The 15757-nt window shown below is 67.7% G+C and carries 16 protein-coding genes; 10 read left to right on the top strand and 6 right to left on the bottom strand.

The genetic code is table 11. The annotated features are described in order from the left end of the window. Positions 1 to 3: 3 nt before the first annotated feature. The 6 genes from mtr (at position 4) to G6N32_RS09610 (ending at position 8092) form a co-directional block, all read left to right on the top strand. Positions 4 to 1416, top strand: coding sequence for a mycothione reductase (gene mtr / locus G6N32_RS09635; protein ID WP_115319409.1), 1413 nt, complete (start codon positions 4 to 6; stop codon positions 1414 to 1416). A gap of 176 nt (positions 1417 to 1592) precedes the next feature. Beyond that, a complete protein-coding gene (locus G6N32_RS09630) occupies positions 1593 to 2384 on the top strand; it encodes a DeoR/GlpR family DNA-binding transcription regulator (RefSeq protein WP_115319408.1) in 792 nt (263 codons plus the stop codon). Between the two features lie 95 nt (positions 2385 to 2479). Then, the gene (locus G6N32_RS09625; RefSeq protein ID WP_410432602.1) at positions 2480 to 4024 is read left to right on the top strand and encodes an amino acid permease; all 1545 of its coding nucleotides are present in this window, start codon (positions 2480 to 2482) and stop codon (positions 4022 to 4024) included. Continuing rightward, positions 4021 to 5448, top strand: coding sequence for an FGGY family carbohydrate kinase (locus G6N32_RS09620; protein WP_115319406.1), 1428 nt, complete (start codon positions 4021 to 4023; stop codon positions 5446 to 5448). Before G6N32_RS09625 ends, G6N32_RS09620 begins: the two co-directional genes overlap by 4 nt. Next, on the top strand, positions 5448 to 6842 hold the full coding sequence (locus G6N32_RS09615) for an NAD(P)/FAD-dependent oxidoreductase (protein ID WP_115319405.1): 1395 nt from the start codon (positions 5448 to 5450) through the stop codon (positions 6840 to 6842). Before G6N32_RS09620 ends, G6N32_RS09615 begins: the two co-directional genes overlap by 1 nt. Then, a complete protein-coding gene (locus tag G6N32_RS09610; RefSeq protein WP_115319404.1) occupies positions 6842 to 8092 on the top strand; it encodes an NAD(P)/FAD-dependent oxidoreductase in 1251 nt (416 codons plus the stop codon). Before G6N32_RS09615 ends, G6N32_RS09610 begins: the two co-directional genes overlap by 1 nt. 6 nt (positions 8093 to 8098) lie before the next feature. On the opposite strand, the gene G6N32_RS09605 is transcribed toward G6N32_RS09610, so the two are convergent. The 5 genes from G6N32_RS09605 to G6N32_RS09585 all read right to left on the bottom strand — a co-directional run bounded on the left by G6N32_RS09605 (position 8099) and on the right by G6N32_RS09585 (position 11101). Beyond that, positions 8099 to 8839 carry an energy-coupling factor ABC transporter ATP-binding protein gene (locus G6N32_RS09605; protein WP_115319403.1) on the bottom strand — a complete coding sequence of 247 codons (741 nt, stop codon included), beginning with the start codon at positions 8837 to 8839 and terminating at the stop codon, positions 8099 to 8101. After that, the gene (gene cbiQ / locus G6N32_RS09600) at positions 8836 to 9612 is read right to left on the bottom strand and encodes a cobalt ECF transporter T component CbiQ (RefSeq protein WP_115319402.1); all 777 of its coding nucleotides are present in this window, start codon (positions 9610 to 9612) and stop codon (positions 8836 to 8838) included. The genes G6N32_RS09605 and cbiQ overlap by 4 nt, the downstream gene beginning before the upstream one ends. A 1-nt stretch (position 9613) precedes the next feature. After that, complete coding sequence (locus tag G6N32_RS09595) at positions 9614 to 9970, bottom strand: PDGLE domain-containing protein (RefSeq protein WP_115319401.1); 357 nt, start codon at positions 9968 to 9970, stop codon at positions 9614 to 9616. After that, positions 9967 to 10650 (bottom strand): energy-coupling factor ABC transporter permease, encoded by a 684-nt coding sequence (locus tag G6N32_RS09590; RefSeq protein ID WP_410432617.1) that lies wholly within the window; start codon positions 10648 to 10650, stop codon positions 9967 to 9969. Before G6N32_RS09590 ends, G6N32_RS09595 begins: the two co-directional genes overlap by 4 nt. 118 nt (positions 10651 to 10768) lie before the next feature. Beyond that, positions 10769 to 11101 (bottom strand): ArsR/SmtB family transcription factor, encoded by a 333-nt coding sequence (locus G6N32_RS09585; protein ID WP_115319399.1) that lies wholly within the window; start codon positions 11099 to 11101, stop codon positions 10769 to 10771. A gap of 78 nt (positions 11102 to 11179) precedes the next feature. Between G6N32_RS09585 and G6N32_RS09580 the strand changes: the two genes are divergently transcribed. From G6N32_RS09580 to G6N32_RS09570, 3 genes are all read left to right on the top strand, one after another. Continuing rightward, the gene (locus tag G6N32_RS09580; RefSeq protein ID WP_115319398.1) at positions 11180 to 11899 is read left to right on the top strand and encodes a zf-HC2 domain-containing protein; all 720 of its coding nucleotides are present in this window, start codon (positions 11180 to 11182) and stop codon (positions 11897 to 11899) included. A gap of 237 nt (positions 11900 to 12136) precedes the next feature. After that, positions 12137 to 12388 (top strand): hypothetical protein, encoded by a 252-nt coding sequence (locus G6N32_RS09575; RefSeq protein ID WP_115319397.1) that lies wholly within the window; start codon positions 12137 to 12139, stop codon positions 12386 to 12388. Positions 12389 to 12438: 50 nt separating this feature from the next. Then, positions 12439 to 13011 (top strand): hypothetical protein, encoded by a 573-nt coding sequence (locus G6N32_RS09570; RefSeq protein ID WP_115319396.1) that lies wholly within the window; start codon positions 12439 to 12441, stop codon positions 13009 to 13011. Between the two features lie 56 nt (positions 13012 to 13067). Here the strand turns inward: G6N32_RS09570 and G6N32_RS09565 are convergent, their stop codons facing one another. Beyond that, entirely contained in the window at positions 13068 to 13739 is a 672-nt protein-coding gene (locus G6N32_RS09565; protein WP_115319395.1) for a DUF5134 domain-containing protein, read from the bottom strand. Between the two features lie 106 nt (positions 13740 to 13845). Here G6N32_RS09565 and G6N32_RS09560 point away from each other — a divergent pair, with 106 nt between their 5' ends. Then, positions 13846 to 15750, top strand: a complete 1905-nt coding sequence (locus G6N32_RS09560; RefSeq protein WP_115319394.1) for a cytochrome c oxidase assembly protein — start codon at positions 13846 to 13848, stop codon at positions 15748 to 15750. Positions 15751 to 15757: the final 7 nt, after the last annotated feature.

Here is a 15757-nt window from a genome sequence, read left to right as displayed (position 1 = left end):
TTGTTGGAGCACTTCGATATTGCGATCATCGGGACAGGTTCGGGCAATACGATCCTCGACGAGCGGTTCAGCGGCAAGAAGATCGCAATCTGCGAGCAGGGCGTCTTCGGCGGCACCTGCCTGAACGTGGGGTGCATCCCGACCAAGATGTTCGTCTACGCCGCCGAGGTGGCCCAGACCGTGCGCGACGCCGCCCGATTCGGCGTCGACGCCCACATCGACGGCGTGCGCTGGACCGACATCGTCTCGCGCGTGTTCGGCCGGATCGACCCGCTGGCGGCCGGTGGGGAGAACTATCGGCGTTCCTCGCCGGACGTGACGGTCTACGACAGTCACACCCGGTTCACCGGCCGCGACGGCGACGACTACCGGCTGCGGACCGATGCCGGTGACGAGTTCACCGCCTCGCAGGTGGTGATCGCCGCGGGTGCGCGGGCGATGGTGCCCGACGCGATCGCCGGTTGCGGCGTCGATGTCCACACCAGCGACACGATCATGCGTATCCCCGAGCTACCCGACCATCTGGTGATCATCGGCGGCGGGTTCGTCGCGGCCGAATTCGCGCACGTCTTCTCGGCATTGGGCAGCCGGGTGACCATCGTCATCCGCGGTGCCGCGATGCTGTCGCACTGCGACGACACGATCTGCGAGCGCTACACCGACATCGCCGGCAAGAAGTGGGAGATCCGCAGTCACCGCAACATGACCGGGGCGCATGTGGACGGGTCCCAGACCGTCGTCGAACTCGACGACGGATCGCAGGTGCACGCCGACGCGGTACTGGTGGCCACCGGCCGCACGCCGAATGGCGACCTGATGGACCTGCACCTGGCCGGCGTCGAGCTCGACGAGAACGGTCTGGTCAAGGTCGACGACTACCAACGCACAACGGCGCGAGGCATTTTCGCCCTCGGCGATGTGTCGTCGCACTATCAGCTCAAGCACGTCGCCAACCACGAGGCCCGGGTGGTGCGGCACAACCTGCTGCAGGACTGGGACGACACCGACGCGCTGATGTACTCCGATCACCGCTTCGTGCCGTCGGCGGTCTTCACCGATCCTCAGATCGCCTCGGTCGGGCTGACCGAAAACGAAGCCCGTGCAGCCGGATACAAGATCAACGTCAAGGTGCAGGACTACTCCGACGTGGCCTACGGCTGGGCGATGGAGGACAACACCGGGTTCGCCAAGATCATCGTCGAGCAGGACAGCGGCAAGATCCTGGGCGCCCACATCATGGGGCACCAGGCCTCCTCGTTGATCCAGCCGCTGATCCAGGCGATGAGCTTCGGGCTGCCCGGCCAGGAGATGGGCCGTGGCCAGTACTGGATCCACCCGGCTCTGCCCGAAGTGATCGAGAACGCCCTGCTGGCATTGTGCGGCGAGCCGCCCTGGCCGCCGTCGCGCCGGCACTGACGCCCCCCGTTTCCCTGACTGTGCGGTCTCATCCGCTGACCACGGCGCGTCGCGAATAGAACCGCACAGTCGTCACAGCGGCTCGCTGCGTCGTGCGCTCGGCTTGACGTGATGCACACAACACTCCACACTTGCAGTCATGCGCGGTCAAAAATCCACAAAATCGGTCAGTTGAGATGCTGCCCGTCGCGCGCCAAGAAGCAATCGTGGAGGCCGTCACCAGCTCCGGCCACGCCGTCAGCACAGATGACCTGGTCCGCCGGCTGGGCGTCTCGGCGGAGACCGTACGCCGCGATCTCGCGCTGTTGGAGGAGCGTGGCGTGATCCGCCGGGTGCATGGCGGTGCCGCCGCCGTCGACCAGCGCCGAGCGATGGAACCGTCGTTCACGGAACGGTCGGTCATCCGGCATCAGGCGAAGGCTCAAATCGCGAAAGTCGCTGTGGGACTGATGGAGAACGGTCAGACCGTGGTCCTGGACATCGGCACGACGGCGGTCGCCGTCGCCCGGGCGATCCCGCGCGGATTCACCGGCACGATCGTCACCCCGTCACTGCCGGTGGCCGTCGAGTTGGCCGACCGTCCCGGCATCCAGGTGCTGCTGGCCGGCGGCCGAGTCCGCCCCGGCGACCTGGCCTGCTCGAACGCCCACACCAAAGCCTTTTTCGCCGACATCTATCCCGACATCGCCATGATCGGCTCCGGCGGGGTCGACGCCCGCTCGGGTCTCACCGATTTCCATCTCGACGAGATCGACGTCCGGCGCACCATCATCGCCAACAGCGCGCGGAGTTACATCCTGGCCGACTCGTCCAAGCTCGGCCAGGTCGCACCGCACCGCGTGTGTGACCTCAGCGCGGTCGACGGCCTGATCACCGACCAGAGCACCGACGCGGCTGTCGCGGCAGCCTTCGACGAGACGGGAGGTGTGGTCTTGTCAGCGCGGCCACCGGCCGCAGCCACTGCCTGAATCGGTCCCCCCACATGGGTGCGGGCGGCGTTGCAGCGCCGCCCGCGGGACCGAGCCTCATATCCGAAACACTCAGAGTCAGAAAGACCGATCCAGTGACGCATTCTTCCACACCGCCACCCGGGCGAATCGTTTCCCAGGGCATCTCGCAGGTCATTCCCGAGGGCACCTATACCGACACCCTCGAGCGCTCCACCGGGCGATTCGCCTCCTTTGCAGTGGCATTCGCCTTCGTCTCGATTGCCACCGGCATCTTCACCACCTACGGCAGCGTGCTGAAAAGTTCCGGCCCACTGGGCATCTGGACCTGGCCCATCGTGATCGTCGGCCAGCTGGCGGTCGCCCTGCTGCTCGGTGCGCTGGCCGCCCGGATTCCGGTGACCGGTTACGCCTACCAATGGGTGTCGCGGCTGGCCAACCCCATCCTGGGGTGGATCACCGGCTGGATCTCGTTCACCTTCCTGGCCATCGTGGCCGTCGCGGTCGACTACACCGTCGCCGCGACCGTGGTTCCGGCGTTGTTCGACTTCACCGGCACGGCGTTGACGTCGTTCTTGATCACCGCCGCCGTCCTGCTGTTGCAGGGTCTCCTGGTCGCGGTCTCGACCAAGTGGACCGAACGGGTGAACAACTTCGCGGTCAGTGCTGAACTGATCGGCATGGTGGCGCTGGTCGTCCTGCTGTTCATCGTGGGTGTCATCACCCACAAACTGTCGGCGGGCAACTTGTTCTCCCGCGGCGACATCCCGGCCGAGGGTTACTGGAACTTCGGCACCGCGACCGCCGCCGGCCCCTGGATGCTGGGCTTCCTTCTCGGCGCGTTCACCATTGTCGGCTTCGAATCAGCCGCCAACCTGGCCGAGGAGACCAAACGGCCGGAAGTTGTTGTGCCACGGGCGATGTGGCAGGCCGTGTTGGCCTCCGGCGTGCTGGGCTTCCTGTTCCTGCTGGTGGTGACCGCCGCCGTCAACGATCCGACGACTCTGGCCGAGTCGGGAACTCCGATCGCCGACGTCATCCGCGACATCCTCGGCTCATTCGTCGGCACCGCCCTGCTGATCCTGGTCGCGATCGCGATCTTCGCCTGCGGGCTGGTGATCGTGATGAGCGGTGTGCGCCTGACCTGGGCGATGTCGCGTGATCAGCGCTTCCCGGGATGGCAGGCCCTGCACAAGGTGTCTCCCCGCACCAAGACCCCGTTGAACGCCACCATCGCGATGACCACCATCTCGGCGGTGATCCTCGGCATCTTCTCCACCAGTACCGACGCGCTGTTCATCCTGTTCTCCGCGGCGACCCTACTGCCGGCGGTCATCTACACCATCACCGTGGCGCTCTATATCGCCAAGCGGCGTCAGCTGCCGCAGAGCGATGCCTTCAGCCTCGGCCGGTGGGAGATCCCGATCATCGTCGTGGCGGTCGCGTGGCTGGTGTTCGCGCTGTCGTTGTTCCGCGACGCCTCGTTCCGGCAGCCGTGGCTCTATGTCCTGGTGATGGTGGCGATCGGTGCGGTCTACCTGGGTTACCTGTTGAGCACCCGCGGTCGCGACGGACTGAAGATGCCCGAATTGCGTTCCATCGATGCCGAACTCGACAGCGCGGCCGGCGCACGGGAAGTCGCCGAGGACGTGCCACGATGACCGTGCTGGCCATCGACCAGGGCACGTCGGGCACCAAGGCCATCGTCGTCGACGCGGTCGAGGGTGTGGTGGGCCTGGCCGAGGTCGCGGTGCATCCGCGCTATCTGGACGGCGGTGGCGTCGAACAGGACCCGGACGAATTGCTGGAGTCGGTCCTGTCCGCCGGGCGCGGGGCGCTGGCCCAGGCGAACCGCCCGATCGACGCGGTCTCGTTGGCCAATCAGGGCGAGACGGTGTTGGCGTGGGATCCCGACACCGGCCGTGCCTTGACCCCCGCGATCGTGTGGCAGGACCGCCGCGCCGAACCGCTGTGCGCGGCCCTGGGCGAGTGGAGCGAGATGGTCGCCGCCCGAACGGGACTGGTACTCGATCCGTACTTCTCCGCACCGAAGATGGCGTGGCTGCGTCGCAACGTCGAGACCGCCGGCGTGGTGACCACCTCGGACACCTGGCTGCTGCACCAGTTGACCGGAGAGTTCGTCACCGACGCCACCACCGCCAGCCGGTCACTGGCGGTCGATCTGGGCGCCAAGGACTGGAGTCACGAGTTGCTGGCGCTGTTCGGGCTCGACGGCGAGCGCCTGCCCGACATTGTCGGCAACGACGAAACCATCGGCACGACAACAGTATTCGGCGGCGATATTCCGGTCGGCGGGATTGTCGTCGATCAGCAGGCAGCACTGCTGGCCGAGGCTTGCTTCGAGCCGGGTATGGCCAAGTGCACCTTCGGCACCGGTGCGTTCCTGTTGGCCAACACCGGGACCACCGGCGTGCGCTCCACGACCGGGTTGACCTCCTCGGTGGCCTGGCGGCTCGGGGGCCGCGACACGTTCTGCGTCGACGGCCAGGTGTACACCGCGGCGTCAGCCGTCCGCTGGCTCAGCTCGCTCGGCATCGTCGGCGGCGCCGAGGAGATGGACGGTATCGCGGCCCCGGATAGCAACGGGGTGCTGTGTGTGCCCGCACTGGCCGGGCTGGCCGCACCGTGGTGGAAATCTCAAGCGAAGGCGTCGATTTCGGGGATGACGTTGTCGACCGACCGCGGACATCTGGTGCTGGCCGTCCTGCAGGGCATCGCCGCTCAGATAGCCGAGTTGGTCACCGCCATCAATGCCGACACCACGACTCCGCTGACCACGCTGCGCGCCGACGGTGGACTGACTCAGTCCACGGTCCTGATGCAGGCGTGCGCCGACATCCTGCAGGTGCCTGTCGAGGTCTATCCGTCCGCCCATGCCACCGCACTCGGTGCGGCGGCGCTGGCCCGGCTGAGCCAGTCTCCGAAGCAGTCTCTGCCCGAGGTCGTTGCGGACTGGGCGCCTTCGGCGACCTACCAACCGAATTGGACGGGACACCGGGCCGACGAATTTCGTGATCGGTGGCGTGAACTCGCCGCCACCACCTACCCCTCCCAGGAGATGTGATGACCACCCCCACCGCCTACGACGTCGTCGTCATAGGCGCGGGCATCGTCGGATCGGCGATCGCCCGTGAACTGTCCGGCCACCAACTCTCGGTCGCGCTCATAGAAGCCCGCAGCGACGTCGGCGACGGCACCAGTAAAGCCAACACCGCGATCCTGCACACCGGCTTCGACGCCAAACCCGGCACGCTCGAGTCGACGATGGTGCACCGCGGCTACCACCTGCTCTCCGACTACGCCACGCATACGGGCATCCCGATCGAACGCACCGGTGCCATCCTGGTGGCCTGGGACCAGGAGCAACTCGACGCCCTGCCCGGCTTGCGGAAGAAGGCCGAAGACAACGGTTACCACGGCTGCGAGATCATCGACGCCGCGGCGGTTTACGCCGATATCCCGAACCTCGGACCGGGCGCGCTCGGTGGCTTGACCGTCCCCGACGAATCCATCATCTGCACGTGGACGGTGAACCTCGCCCTGGCCACCGATGCCGTCAACCGCGGGACCGTGCTGCTGACCGACCACCGGGTCGACGGTGTCGACGTCGGAGCGCAGGCCACCACCGTTCACACCGGCGGCGGAGAGGTCACCGCGCGGTGGATCGTCAACGCAGCGGGACTCGGCGCTGATCGCGTCGACGCCCTGTTCGGCCATCACCGGTTCACGGTCACCCCGCGCCGCGGTGAACTCATCGTCTACGACAAGCTCGCCCGCGCGTTGGTGGACAAGATCGTGTTGCCGGTGCCGACCGCACGCGGCAAGGGCGTGCTCGTCAGTCCGACCATCTACGGCAACGTCATGCTGGGACCCACGTCCGAAGATCTGCAGGACCGCACCGCCACCGGCACCTCCGAAGCCGGCTTCGAATTCCTGCTGGGCAAGGGCAAGGCGCTGATGCCACGCCTTCTCGAGGAGGAAGTCACCGCCACCTACTCCGGCCTCCGTGCGGCCATCGACCACGGCGACTATCTGATCGAGGCCGACCCGACTCAGCGCTACCTGCTCGTCGGCGGCATCCGCTCCACCGGTCTGACCGCCGGTATGGCCGTGGCCGAATATGTGCGTGACCAACTCGCCGACGCCGGCCTGTCGTTGGTGCCGAAGACGGACCTGCCGCCTCCCCCGCGGATGCCGAATCTGGGCGAGGCATTCCCCCGCCCCTTCCAGCAGCCCGAGGCGATCGACGCCGACCCGGCCTACGGGCGCATCGTGTGCTTCTGCGAACGCGTCACCGAAGGTGAGATTCGCGACGCCTGCCATTCGGTGATCCCACCCACCTCCGTGGACGGACTGCGGCGACGCACCCGCGTGATGAACGGTCGCTGCCAGGCGTTCTTCTGTGGCGCCGAAGTTCAGTCGTTGTTCGACCGTGAGACCTACCAGGGGACGCACTGATGACCGCCACCGAAACGGTCGACGTCGCGATCGTCGGCGCCGGCCCCGCCGGTCTGACCGCCGCCGCCGACCTGGCGCGCAACAGCACACTGAACATCGTTGTCCTGGAACGTGAATCAGAAGCCGGCGGGATCCCGCGACACAGCGATCACCCGGGCTACGGAATGCGTGACCGGAAGACGTTCATCAGCGGGCCCGCCTACGCTGCGCGCCTCACCCGGGATGCCCGCGCCGCCGGCGCGGCGATACGCACCAACGCGATGGTGACCGGCTGGGCCGACGATCAGACACTCGAGATCACCTCTCCGCAGGGGCGTTACGACCTCACCGCCAGGGCCATCGTGCTGGCCACCGGCGCCCGTGAACGTCCGCGCCCGGCCCGGCTGATTCCCGGCGACCGCGGGGCGGGCGTCTACACCACCGGCCTGTTGCAGAACGCGGTGCATCTCAAGCACCGCAGCGTCGGCCGGCGAGCTGTTGTGGTCGGCGCCGAGCTGGTCAGTTACTCGGCGGTGCTCACCCTCAAACACGTCGGCTGCCACACCGCCCTGATGACAACCGAATACCCCTCACCGGAGTCCTACGGCGTGTTCAACCTCGCCGGCCGGTCACCGCTGCTGGGACTGCAGATCGCCACACGCACCCGGGTGGTGCGGATCATCGGCAAGCCGACAGTCACCGGTGTGGAGGTCGAGAACCTCGACACCGGGCATCGGCGCATCGTCGACTGCGACACCGTCGTCCTGACCGGCGACTGGATCCCCGATCACGAGCTCGCCCGCAGCACCGGCCTCGACATCGATCCCGGAACCCTCGGCCCCGTCGTGGACACGGCGCTGCGTACCAGCCGGCCCGGGGTCTTCGCGATCGGCAACCTGCTGCACCCCGTCGACACCGCCGACATCGCCGCACTCGACGGTCGCCACGTCGCCGACCGGGTCCGCGCCCACCTCGCCGGTAACCGGCCCGCCGATGCAGGAGTTCCGATCCACGCCGAGGCGCCGTTGCGCTGGGTGGCCCCCAACCTGCTGCGTCCCGGCGATCCGGCGCCCGCCCGGCACCGGCTTCTGTTGTGGACTGATCGGCTGGTCCGCATCCCGAAAGTCGTTGCCCGGCAGGATGGCAGGATCGTCGGGCGCAAGACCCTCCCCTGGCCTGCATCGCCAGGACGGGTGTTCCGCGTCCCGTCGAGCATCCTCGACGGCGTCGACGAACACGGCGGTCCGGTGACGTTGTCGCTGGCCAACTGAGAACTCTCAGCGCGTGGGAGCCACGAAACCCCAGGGCAATTCGAGCCGGTGGGCGGCCAGCAATTCGGCGTCGGACAGCACCGCGGTGACGGTGTCGTCGGCGACCACCACGCCGCCGTCGAGCACGATCGCCCGGTCGCACAGCTGAGCGGCATACGGGAGGTCGTGGGTGACGATCACCATCGTCGCCGCCAGCGTCGGCAGGGTCTCGGCCAGTTCCCGGCGCGCGACCGGATCGAGATTCGCCGAGGGCTCGTCGAGCACCAGTATCTCGGGCTCGCAGGCCAGGACGGTGGCCAATGCGGCGCGGCGGCGCTGCCCGCCGGACAGGTGCGCGGGACTGCGGTCGGCGTGCTCGGTCATCGATACGACCTCCAACGCGGCGGCCACCCGGGCGGCCAGCGCATCGCCGGTGAGCCCGAAGTTTGCGGGGCCGAACGCGACGTCCTGGGCGACCGTGGGCATGAACAGCTGATCGTCGGGATCCTGGAACACCAGCCCGACGCGGCGCCGGATGTCACGAAGGCTCTTGCGAGTCAACGTGATTCCACTGATCTCGACGGTCCCCGACGTGGCGGTGAGGACGCCGTTGAGATGCAGCATGAGCGTGGTCTTGCCTGCCCCGTTGGGGCCGAGGATGGCTACCCGCTCGCCGGGCGCGATGCGCAGATCGACACCGTCGAGGGCCACCCGGCCGTCGGGATAGCGGTAGTGCAGACCCTGGACCCGGATCGCCGGCGTGCTCATCGAAGCACCCAAGCGGTCGCCGCCACCGCAGCCGCGGCCACCGCCGGCGTCAGCGCGAACACCCACTGCGCCCCCGAGGCCCGCGGACCGGCCCCGACGATCGCCAACTCGGGCACCTTGCCGTCGAAACCACGTGACGTCATCGCCAGGTACACGCGCTCGCCCCGCTCATAGGACCGAAGAAACAACGCCCCAACGCCTTTCGCGATCGCACCGATCTGATGGATGGCTCGCGGAGAGTCGCCGCGGGAGATCCGCGCCATTCGCATCCGGCTGACTTCCGCCGACAGCAGGTCGATGTAGCGGATCATCAACACGAGCATCGAGGTCACCAGCCCCGGCACACCGAGCCGGCTCAACGCCAGCGGCAGCTCACGCGCCGACGTGGTGGCGGCGACGGTGAGCGAGGCGGCCACACCGAGCGTGCCCTTGACCACGATCCCCCACGCCGCCCACAACCCGGCCACCGACAACTGCAGACCGCCGACCGAGACGCGTTCGCCGCCTTCGGCGAACGGCAGCAACACGGCAAGCACGATGAACGGCGCCTCGATCAGCATCCGCGGCAGGATCCATCGCAGCGGGATCGTGGCCACCCGCCAGACCATCAACACGATCACGGCGTAGACAGCGAACGGCCAGATCATCTCCCGCGGGGTGGCCACCACCGCGAGGACGAACAACACGAGTCCGGCGATCTTGACTTCGGCGGGCGCGCGGTGCACCACCGAATCGCCGTCCCGGTAGAGCGGGTGGGAGTGCCCGGCTCCCATCTCAGTCCTTCGCGCGGCGGCTGCGCGCGATCAGCCAGAATCCGCCGAAGGCGATGCCCAGCACGACGACGGCGCCGATGACGCCGGCGAGTCCACTCGTGGCCGGGTGACCGAAGATCGTGTAGTCGGCCAGCGGCGAGGCGGCCATGGTGTGTTCGGTCGCGTGCTGGGCGATGCAGGTGCCGGTCAGTTGTTCACCGTGGTCGGTGTGGACGACCTGACACCCCTGCAATGTTGCCGAGTCCAGTCCGTCCGGGCTCGAACTGGCGAAGTAGGACACCACACCGGCGATCAGCAGGATCGCCACCCCGAATCCCACCCAGAACCGCCAATTCCGGGCCACGGCCTGGGCGCTCACGCGGCCACCGCCTCACGGTCGCGATGACGGCGCAGCAGATAGACGAGGTCCGGGCGGGACCGGGCGACGGCCATCACGGTCACCGCCGTGATCAGCCCTTCGCCGATACCGATCAGGACATGGGTACCGAGCATGTAGGCGCCGACCGTGTCCAGCGAGGTCGGCGCGGAACCGCCGATCGCGTATTCGGCCACGAATCCCATTGCCGCGCAGACTGTTCCGAACAGCGCTGAGAGGAAACCAACGACCCCGAGCGCCGGTACCGAACCGGGACGGCGCCGTCGCACCAGCGCGTAGAGAATCCGAGCGGCGGCGTATCCCGCGGCAACGCCGATCAGGGCCATGTTGGTGATGTTCATCCCCAGTGCGGTCACCCCGCCGTCGGCGAACAACAGGGACTGCACCACCAGCACGATCGTGATGCACAGCACCCCGGTATACGGGCCGACCAGGATCGCGGCGAGTGCGCCACCGAGGAGATGCCCACTCACGCCGGGCAGGATCGGAAAGTTGATCATCTGGACCGCGAAGATGAAGGCGGCGACCAGCCCGGCCAAGGGGACGGTGCGCTCATCGAGTTCGGTACGCGCCCGCCAGCCGCACAACGCCACCGCGGCGATCGCCAGCACCCCGAACATCACCGAGGTGGGCGCGTTGACCAGGCCGTCGCTCATGTGCATGGCCGTGACCTGGACGCTCAACGTGTCTCCTCGCGATCGGCTCGGCCCCCAACGGTCAACCCTAATCGGCCGGCCAGATATCTGTCTACCTGTACAGATAATGAAGTGAACAGTTCACTCACTCCGAGTGAGCGGCGCCGATCCAGTGCAACAGATCGTGCACGGTGTGGTCTTCCAGCCGGTAGCTGACCTGACGCCCCACTCGCGTCGAGGTAACCCAGCCTTGCTGACGTAGCACCCGAAGTGCTTGCGAGACAGCGTTTTCCGAGCGTCCGACGGCGGCGGCAAGGTCGCCGACGCAGATGCCGGGCGCTCGGTGCAGCCCGAGCAGGATCTCCAGCCGGTGCGGGTCGGACAACAGATCGAAGCGTTGCGTCCAACCGTGGATGTCGACATCGGCCAGCGCGGACGAGGCAAGCTCGACCTTCGCCGTGTCGCCTGGGGCATCCATGCCTAGGAATCTAGCCCAGCAGTCGGGCTGGACCCGGGACGCTGGAACAATCCGGCCTCCGTAGGCGACTATTGATCCGTGGACTGCGATGTCGCCAGGGAGGCGTTGTCAGCCCGGATCGACGGCGAACGTGAACCCGTTCCCGCGGCCCGGGTCGACGAGCATCTCACCACCTGTGACCAGTGCGGGGCGTGGTACGCCCGGGCCGTCGAGCAGACCCAGCAGCTGCGCCGACTGGCCGGCCGGTCCCAGGTGGCGGCCGTCGCTGCGGCCAGCCCGCCGTCTCAGGCGGCCCATCGTCGGCTGCCATCGACCGACACCATGCTGCGCGCGACGTTGGGCGCCGTCGGGCTCATGCAGGTCGGCCTGGCCGCAGCCCAGGCATTCGGCGTCAACGTCGGGACATCGGCGGCCACCCAGCACGCGATGATGGGCGGCCATCTGCTCAACGAGTCGACGGCATGGTCGGCGGCACTGGGCGTGGTGATGATCATCGCGGCGGCGCGGCCGACGGCAGCCGCCGGCCTGGCCGGAGTGCTGTCGGTGTTCACCGCGATCCTCACCGGCTACGTCGTCACCGACGCGCTCGCGGGCGCGGTGACGCTCGACCGGGTGCTGTCGCACCTGCCCGTGCTGGCGGGCACTGTCCTGGCGCTGCTGGTGTGGCGAGACAGCCGCGCGTCCGAGCCGGAGCCCCGAGGTGACGCCGCACCCGTCACAGCCGATGTGGTGTTGCCCGACAACGCCTCCCGGGGGCGCCGCCGGGGGCACCTCTACCCCACCGACGGCGCTGCGTGACCTGACGGCCCGGAACTTTTCACGGCGTCTCGCGACCAATTGTCTGTGCATTTCCTGAATACCTGCTGTGAGAGATCTAGCTCCACGGCGATGGTTTCGGGGCTCGCACCCAGCTGACGAAAAGCAGGGTCAGCAGGCCCACCCCGGGCACCGCTATGCCCTCGATTACTACAGCCCGTAGTAGATCGGGGTCCACAACAACGGGAGAGATGAATGAAGGTCAGAAAACACCGTCGGATGCCGCGACTCCTGGGCGCCTTCCTAGCCGCCGGAACGCTCACATTCAGCGCCGCTCTGGCGGGACATGCGGCCGCGCATCCCGGCCACGACCACGGCTCCGATTCAGGCAGCGGCGGCAACACCGATAGCAACGCTGAGCGCGGCGGCGCCAACACCCGCGGCGGGGCCGGTGCCGGCACTGCCACCGGCGGCAGCAGCGGGTCCAAGGCGATGTGCACCGACACCGGCCTGCCTACCAGGGCGGCCTGAACGACCAGGACCGTTGAGAAACAACACCATTGACTGAAGGGCAGGCTCACATGACCACGCAGCATCTCAATCCCCGCCGCCGCATTCGCGCAGGCGCCGCCCTGAGCGGGACCGCGCTTGCCGCGGTACTGATGGTGGCGGCTCCCGGAGCTGCTATCGCGCACGCCCACGGCTACAGCACCCCGTCAGGCGACGCAGTCGGCAGGCCGGGCTTCGGGACTGAAAGCACTCCGGGCAATCCGGCACCGGGCGTACGCGCCGTCCAAGCACTCGGTGACCGAGTGTTCAACCAGAACACCGCATTCAACAAGTCCCTGGACGATTCGCCACTCGGGACCAACTACCACAACGCTTTTGGAACGCCGAACTATGAGCACCCGACACACGGATCGAACGGCACGGTAACCGGCCTGTTGAACGGTGGCCTGATCAAGACGACCTACGACTCCCTGCAAGCCAGGGGTGCGGCGCTTCCCGACGAGGCAGACCTCTCCGCAGCAGTAATCCGCCAACTCAGCGGCCACCACGTCACGATCACCCCGCATCGTTCGCCGTCTGCGGCCGTGAAGTCGTGCACAGCACAGGTCGCCAAGACGTCGCTGCGGGCCCAGGGCTCCTGTTAGACCGACACCACGATGCTGTGGCCTGGTCCGAGGTCGGGCCACAGCTCGTCGGCGCCTCAGAGCATGACGCCGAACATGATCGCCATCCCCGCGGCCATCATCGATTGACACAGAATGCCCAGCGGGCGCGCCGCCACGACCGGCTCGCGATTCATCCGCACCGCGAGGTAGCGATACAGCCAGAACGCCGCGGCCACCGCGAACCCAATCGTGCAGACCCAGTTCAGCGCGTCGATGTAGGGCGGATACCCGCCGCCGGAACTGTCTGCCGCGTCCGTGGTGCCGGACATGTCCATGCCGGGCATGTTCATCCCCGCGTGACCGGCATGGCCCGACGACCCGGCGGACGTCGACGCCGTGTCCCCCGCGTAGGACGCCTGACCGGGCAGCAACCGACCGTTCATCACCGCATACATCCAGGCCATCGCCAGCATCATCAGTGCGTGATACCCGCCCGCGATCCGGTGGCCGGCACATATCGGGCTCGCCGTGACGGCCACGAACCACAGGGTCGCGAGCAGGAAGAAGACCATCGGTGCAACCGTCGGCAATGCTGCGCCCCAGGGCCAGGCCATCACCGCCATCGCCACCGCCATCACGACGTGCAGCAGTTGGCTGACGACGGCCGCCGGACGCCGCTCTGCGCCGACGATGGTCGAGAGGCACTCCGCGGCGGCGAGCACGAACAACAGCGTGACGACCCAGCGCAGCGTGAGGTCAGCGATCACCGGTCACTCCTTGTCCGATCCGCACGTCAGCAATGGTCGATTCATCGCACCAGAAAGTTCCCACCACGGCGACTCGACTACGACGACCAGTCGTAGACTCGCGACGATGGACGCTACCCACACAGCCACCCGGTCGCCGGGGCGATGGCTGCTGGGCGGCTACCTCGTCCTGCTCGTGGCGATCGCCGTATACGCAGTGGCATCCGGCGACCGGCGCTTCACCGCCACCGGCGATTCCTACCCCGGCACGGCAACCAGTGTCGCCGGTCTGATCGGTTACTTCACCGCGACACTGGCCGCCGCGATCTGCCTTGGCGCGCTGGTGTTCATCGTGATCACCGCCGAACCCGACGACCGCGGCGTGCTCGACCCCCTGTCGTTCCGCGTGCACCTGCTTGCCGAACGCCTCGCACCGGTCTGGCTGGTGACGGCGCTGGCGATGATCCCGATCCAGGCTGCGACGGCATCCGGGGTGCCGGTCACCCGGCTGATCACCGAGGGCGGCCTCGGCACCGCGCTCGGCGCCTCGGAAATGGGCCGCGGCTGGATCGCGGCCGCCGTCGCCGCGGCCGTGGTGACCGCGAGTCTGCGCGCCACCGTGCGCTGGTCGTGGCACGCCGTGCTGCTGATTCCCACATTCATCGGCGTGATCGCACTGCCGGTCAGCGGCAACGCCGGCCAGGGGCCCGACCACGACTACGCGACCAGCGCCGTGATCGTCTTCGCCGCCGCGCTGGCAGTCCTGACCGGAGTGAAGGTCGGCGCCGCGCTCGCCCCGCCGAAAGCCGAACTGCGCAGACGAGTTCTGCTCACTGAGCTCGCAGCGGGCACGGTCGCGCTGGTGTATGGCGCGCTGCTGTGGTTCCTGCTGGCGATGCCTTCCGGGTTGACGTCGGACTATGGACGATTCGGCGTGCTGGCCGCGGCCGCGCTCCTCGCCAGCCTGCTCATCAAGCACAGGCCGGCAGGCGCGGTGGCCGCCATCCTGGCGGTCGCGGCCGTGTCGACGATGGCGATGCAGACCGCGCCACGGCTACTTGCACACGAATTCACCGCGTGGGACGTCTTTCTCGGCTATCAGCTCACCGAGCCACCCACCGCGCTTCGGCTGCTGACGGCCTGGCGGTTCGACGTGCTGCTCGGCGTCGCCGCGGTGGTCTTGGCCTTGGGGTACGTGATCGGGTACGTCCGGCTGCGGCGGCGCGGCGACGCCTGGCCGCCCGGCCGGATGGTCGCGTGGCTGCTGGGTTGTGCCGCACTGCTTCTCGCCACCAGTTCAGGGGTGCGCGCCTACGGGTCGGCCATGTTCAGCGTGCACATGGGCGAGCACATGGCATTGAACATGTTCATCCCGGTGTTCCTGGTGCTGGGCGCACCGATTACGTTGGCGCTCCGCGCGCTTCCGGTCGCAGGCGCCGGCCGCCCACCCGGTCCCCGGGAATGGCTGCTGTGGCTGGTGCATTCGCCGGTGTCCCGGTTCCTGTCTCATCCCGCAACGGCATTTGTGCTGTTCGTCGGCTCGCTGTACGCGGTGTATTTCACGCCAATTTTCGACACCCTGGTCCGCTACCACTGGGGCCATGAGTTCATGACCCTGCACTTCCTGATCACCGGGTACCTGTTCTTCTGGGGAATCATCGGCATTGACCCGGGGCCGAAACGCTTGCCGTTCATCGGACGCCTGGGCCTGCTGTTCGCGGTGATGCCGTTCCACGCGTTCTTCGGGATCGCGACCATGACCATGACTTCGGTGCTCGGCGGCACGTTCTACCGCTACCTGCACCTACCGTGGCTGGCGAGCCTGAACGACGACCAGCATCTCGGTGGGGCGATCGCCTGGGGCTCCAGCGAGCTTCCGGTGATCGTCGTCGTCATCGCGCTCGTGGTGCAGTGGGCACGCCAAGACCGGCGGACCGCCACCCGCACCGACCGGCACGCCGATGCCCACTACGACGACGACCTCGACGCCTACAACGCGATGCTGCGGGAATTGGCCAAGAACCGGCGCTGAATCACGC

Origin of the sequence: Mycolicibacterium aichiense (assembly GCF_010726245.1) — a bacterium.
GTDB classification, from domain to species: Bacteria; Actinomycetota; Actinomycetes; order Mycobacteriales; family Mycobacteriaceae; genus Mycobacterium; species Mycobacterium aichiense.
This window is presented reverse-complemented; position numbering and strand designations above follow the sequence as displayed.

Excerpts from the sequence above, each read along its gene's own strand:
- G6N32_RS09630 (WP_115319408.1), top strand. The coding sequence starts at position 1,593 with ATGCTGCCCGTCGCGCGCCAAGAAGCAATCGTGGAGGCCGTCACCAGC.
- G6N32_RS09620 (WP_115319406.1), top strand. The coding sequence starts at position 4,021 with ATGACCGTGCTGGCCATCGACCAGGGCACGTCGGGCACCAAGGCCATC.
- G6N32_RS09615 (WP_115319405.1), top strand. The coding sequence starts at position 5,448 with ATGACCACCCCCACCGCCTACGACGTCGTCGTCATAGGCGCGGGCATC.
- G6N32_RS09610 (WP_115319404.1), top strand. The coding sequence starts at position 6,842 with ATGACCGCCACCGAAACGGTCGACGTCGCGATCGTCGGCGCCGGCCCC.
- G6N32_RS09605 (WP_115319403.1), bottom strand. The coding sequence starts at position 8,839 with ATGAGCACGCCGGCGATCCGGGTCCAGGGTCTGCACTACCGCTATCCC.
- cbiQ (WP_115319402.1), bottom strand. The coding sequence starts at position 9,612 with ATGGGAGCCGGGCACTCCCACCCGCTCTACCGGGACGGCGATTCGGTG.
- G6N32_RS09590 (WP_410432617.1), bottom strand. The coding sequence starts at position 10,650 with ATGCACATGAGCGACGGCCTGGTCAACGCGCCCACCTCGGTGATGTTC.
- G6N32_RS09585 (WP_115319399.1), bottom strand. The coding sequence starts at position 11,101 with ATGGATGCCCCAGGCGACACGGCGAAGGTCGAGCTTGCCTCGTCCGCG.
- G6N32_RS09575 (WP_115319397.1), top strand. The coding sequence starts at position 12,137 with ATGCCGCGACTCCTGGGCGCCTTCCTAGCCGCCGGAACGCTCACATTC.
- G6N32_RS09570 (WP_115319396.1), top strand. The coding sequence starts at position 12,439 with ATGACCACGCAGCATCTCAATCCCCGCCGCCGCATTCGCGCAGGCGCC.
- G6N32_RS09560 (WP_115319394.1), top strand. The coding sequence starts at position 13,846 with ATGGACGCTACCCACACAGCCACCCGGTCGCCGGGGCGATGGCTGCTG.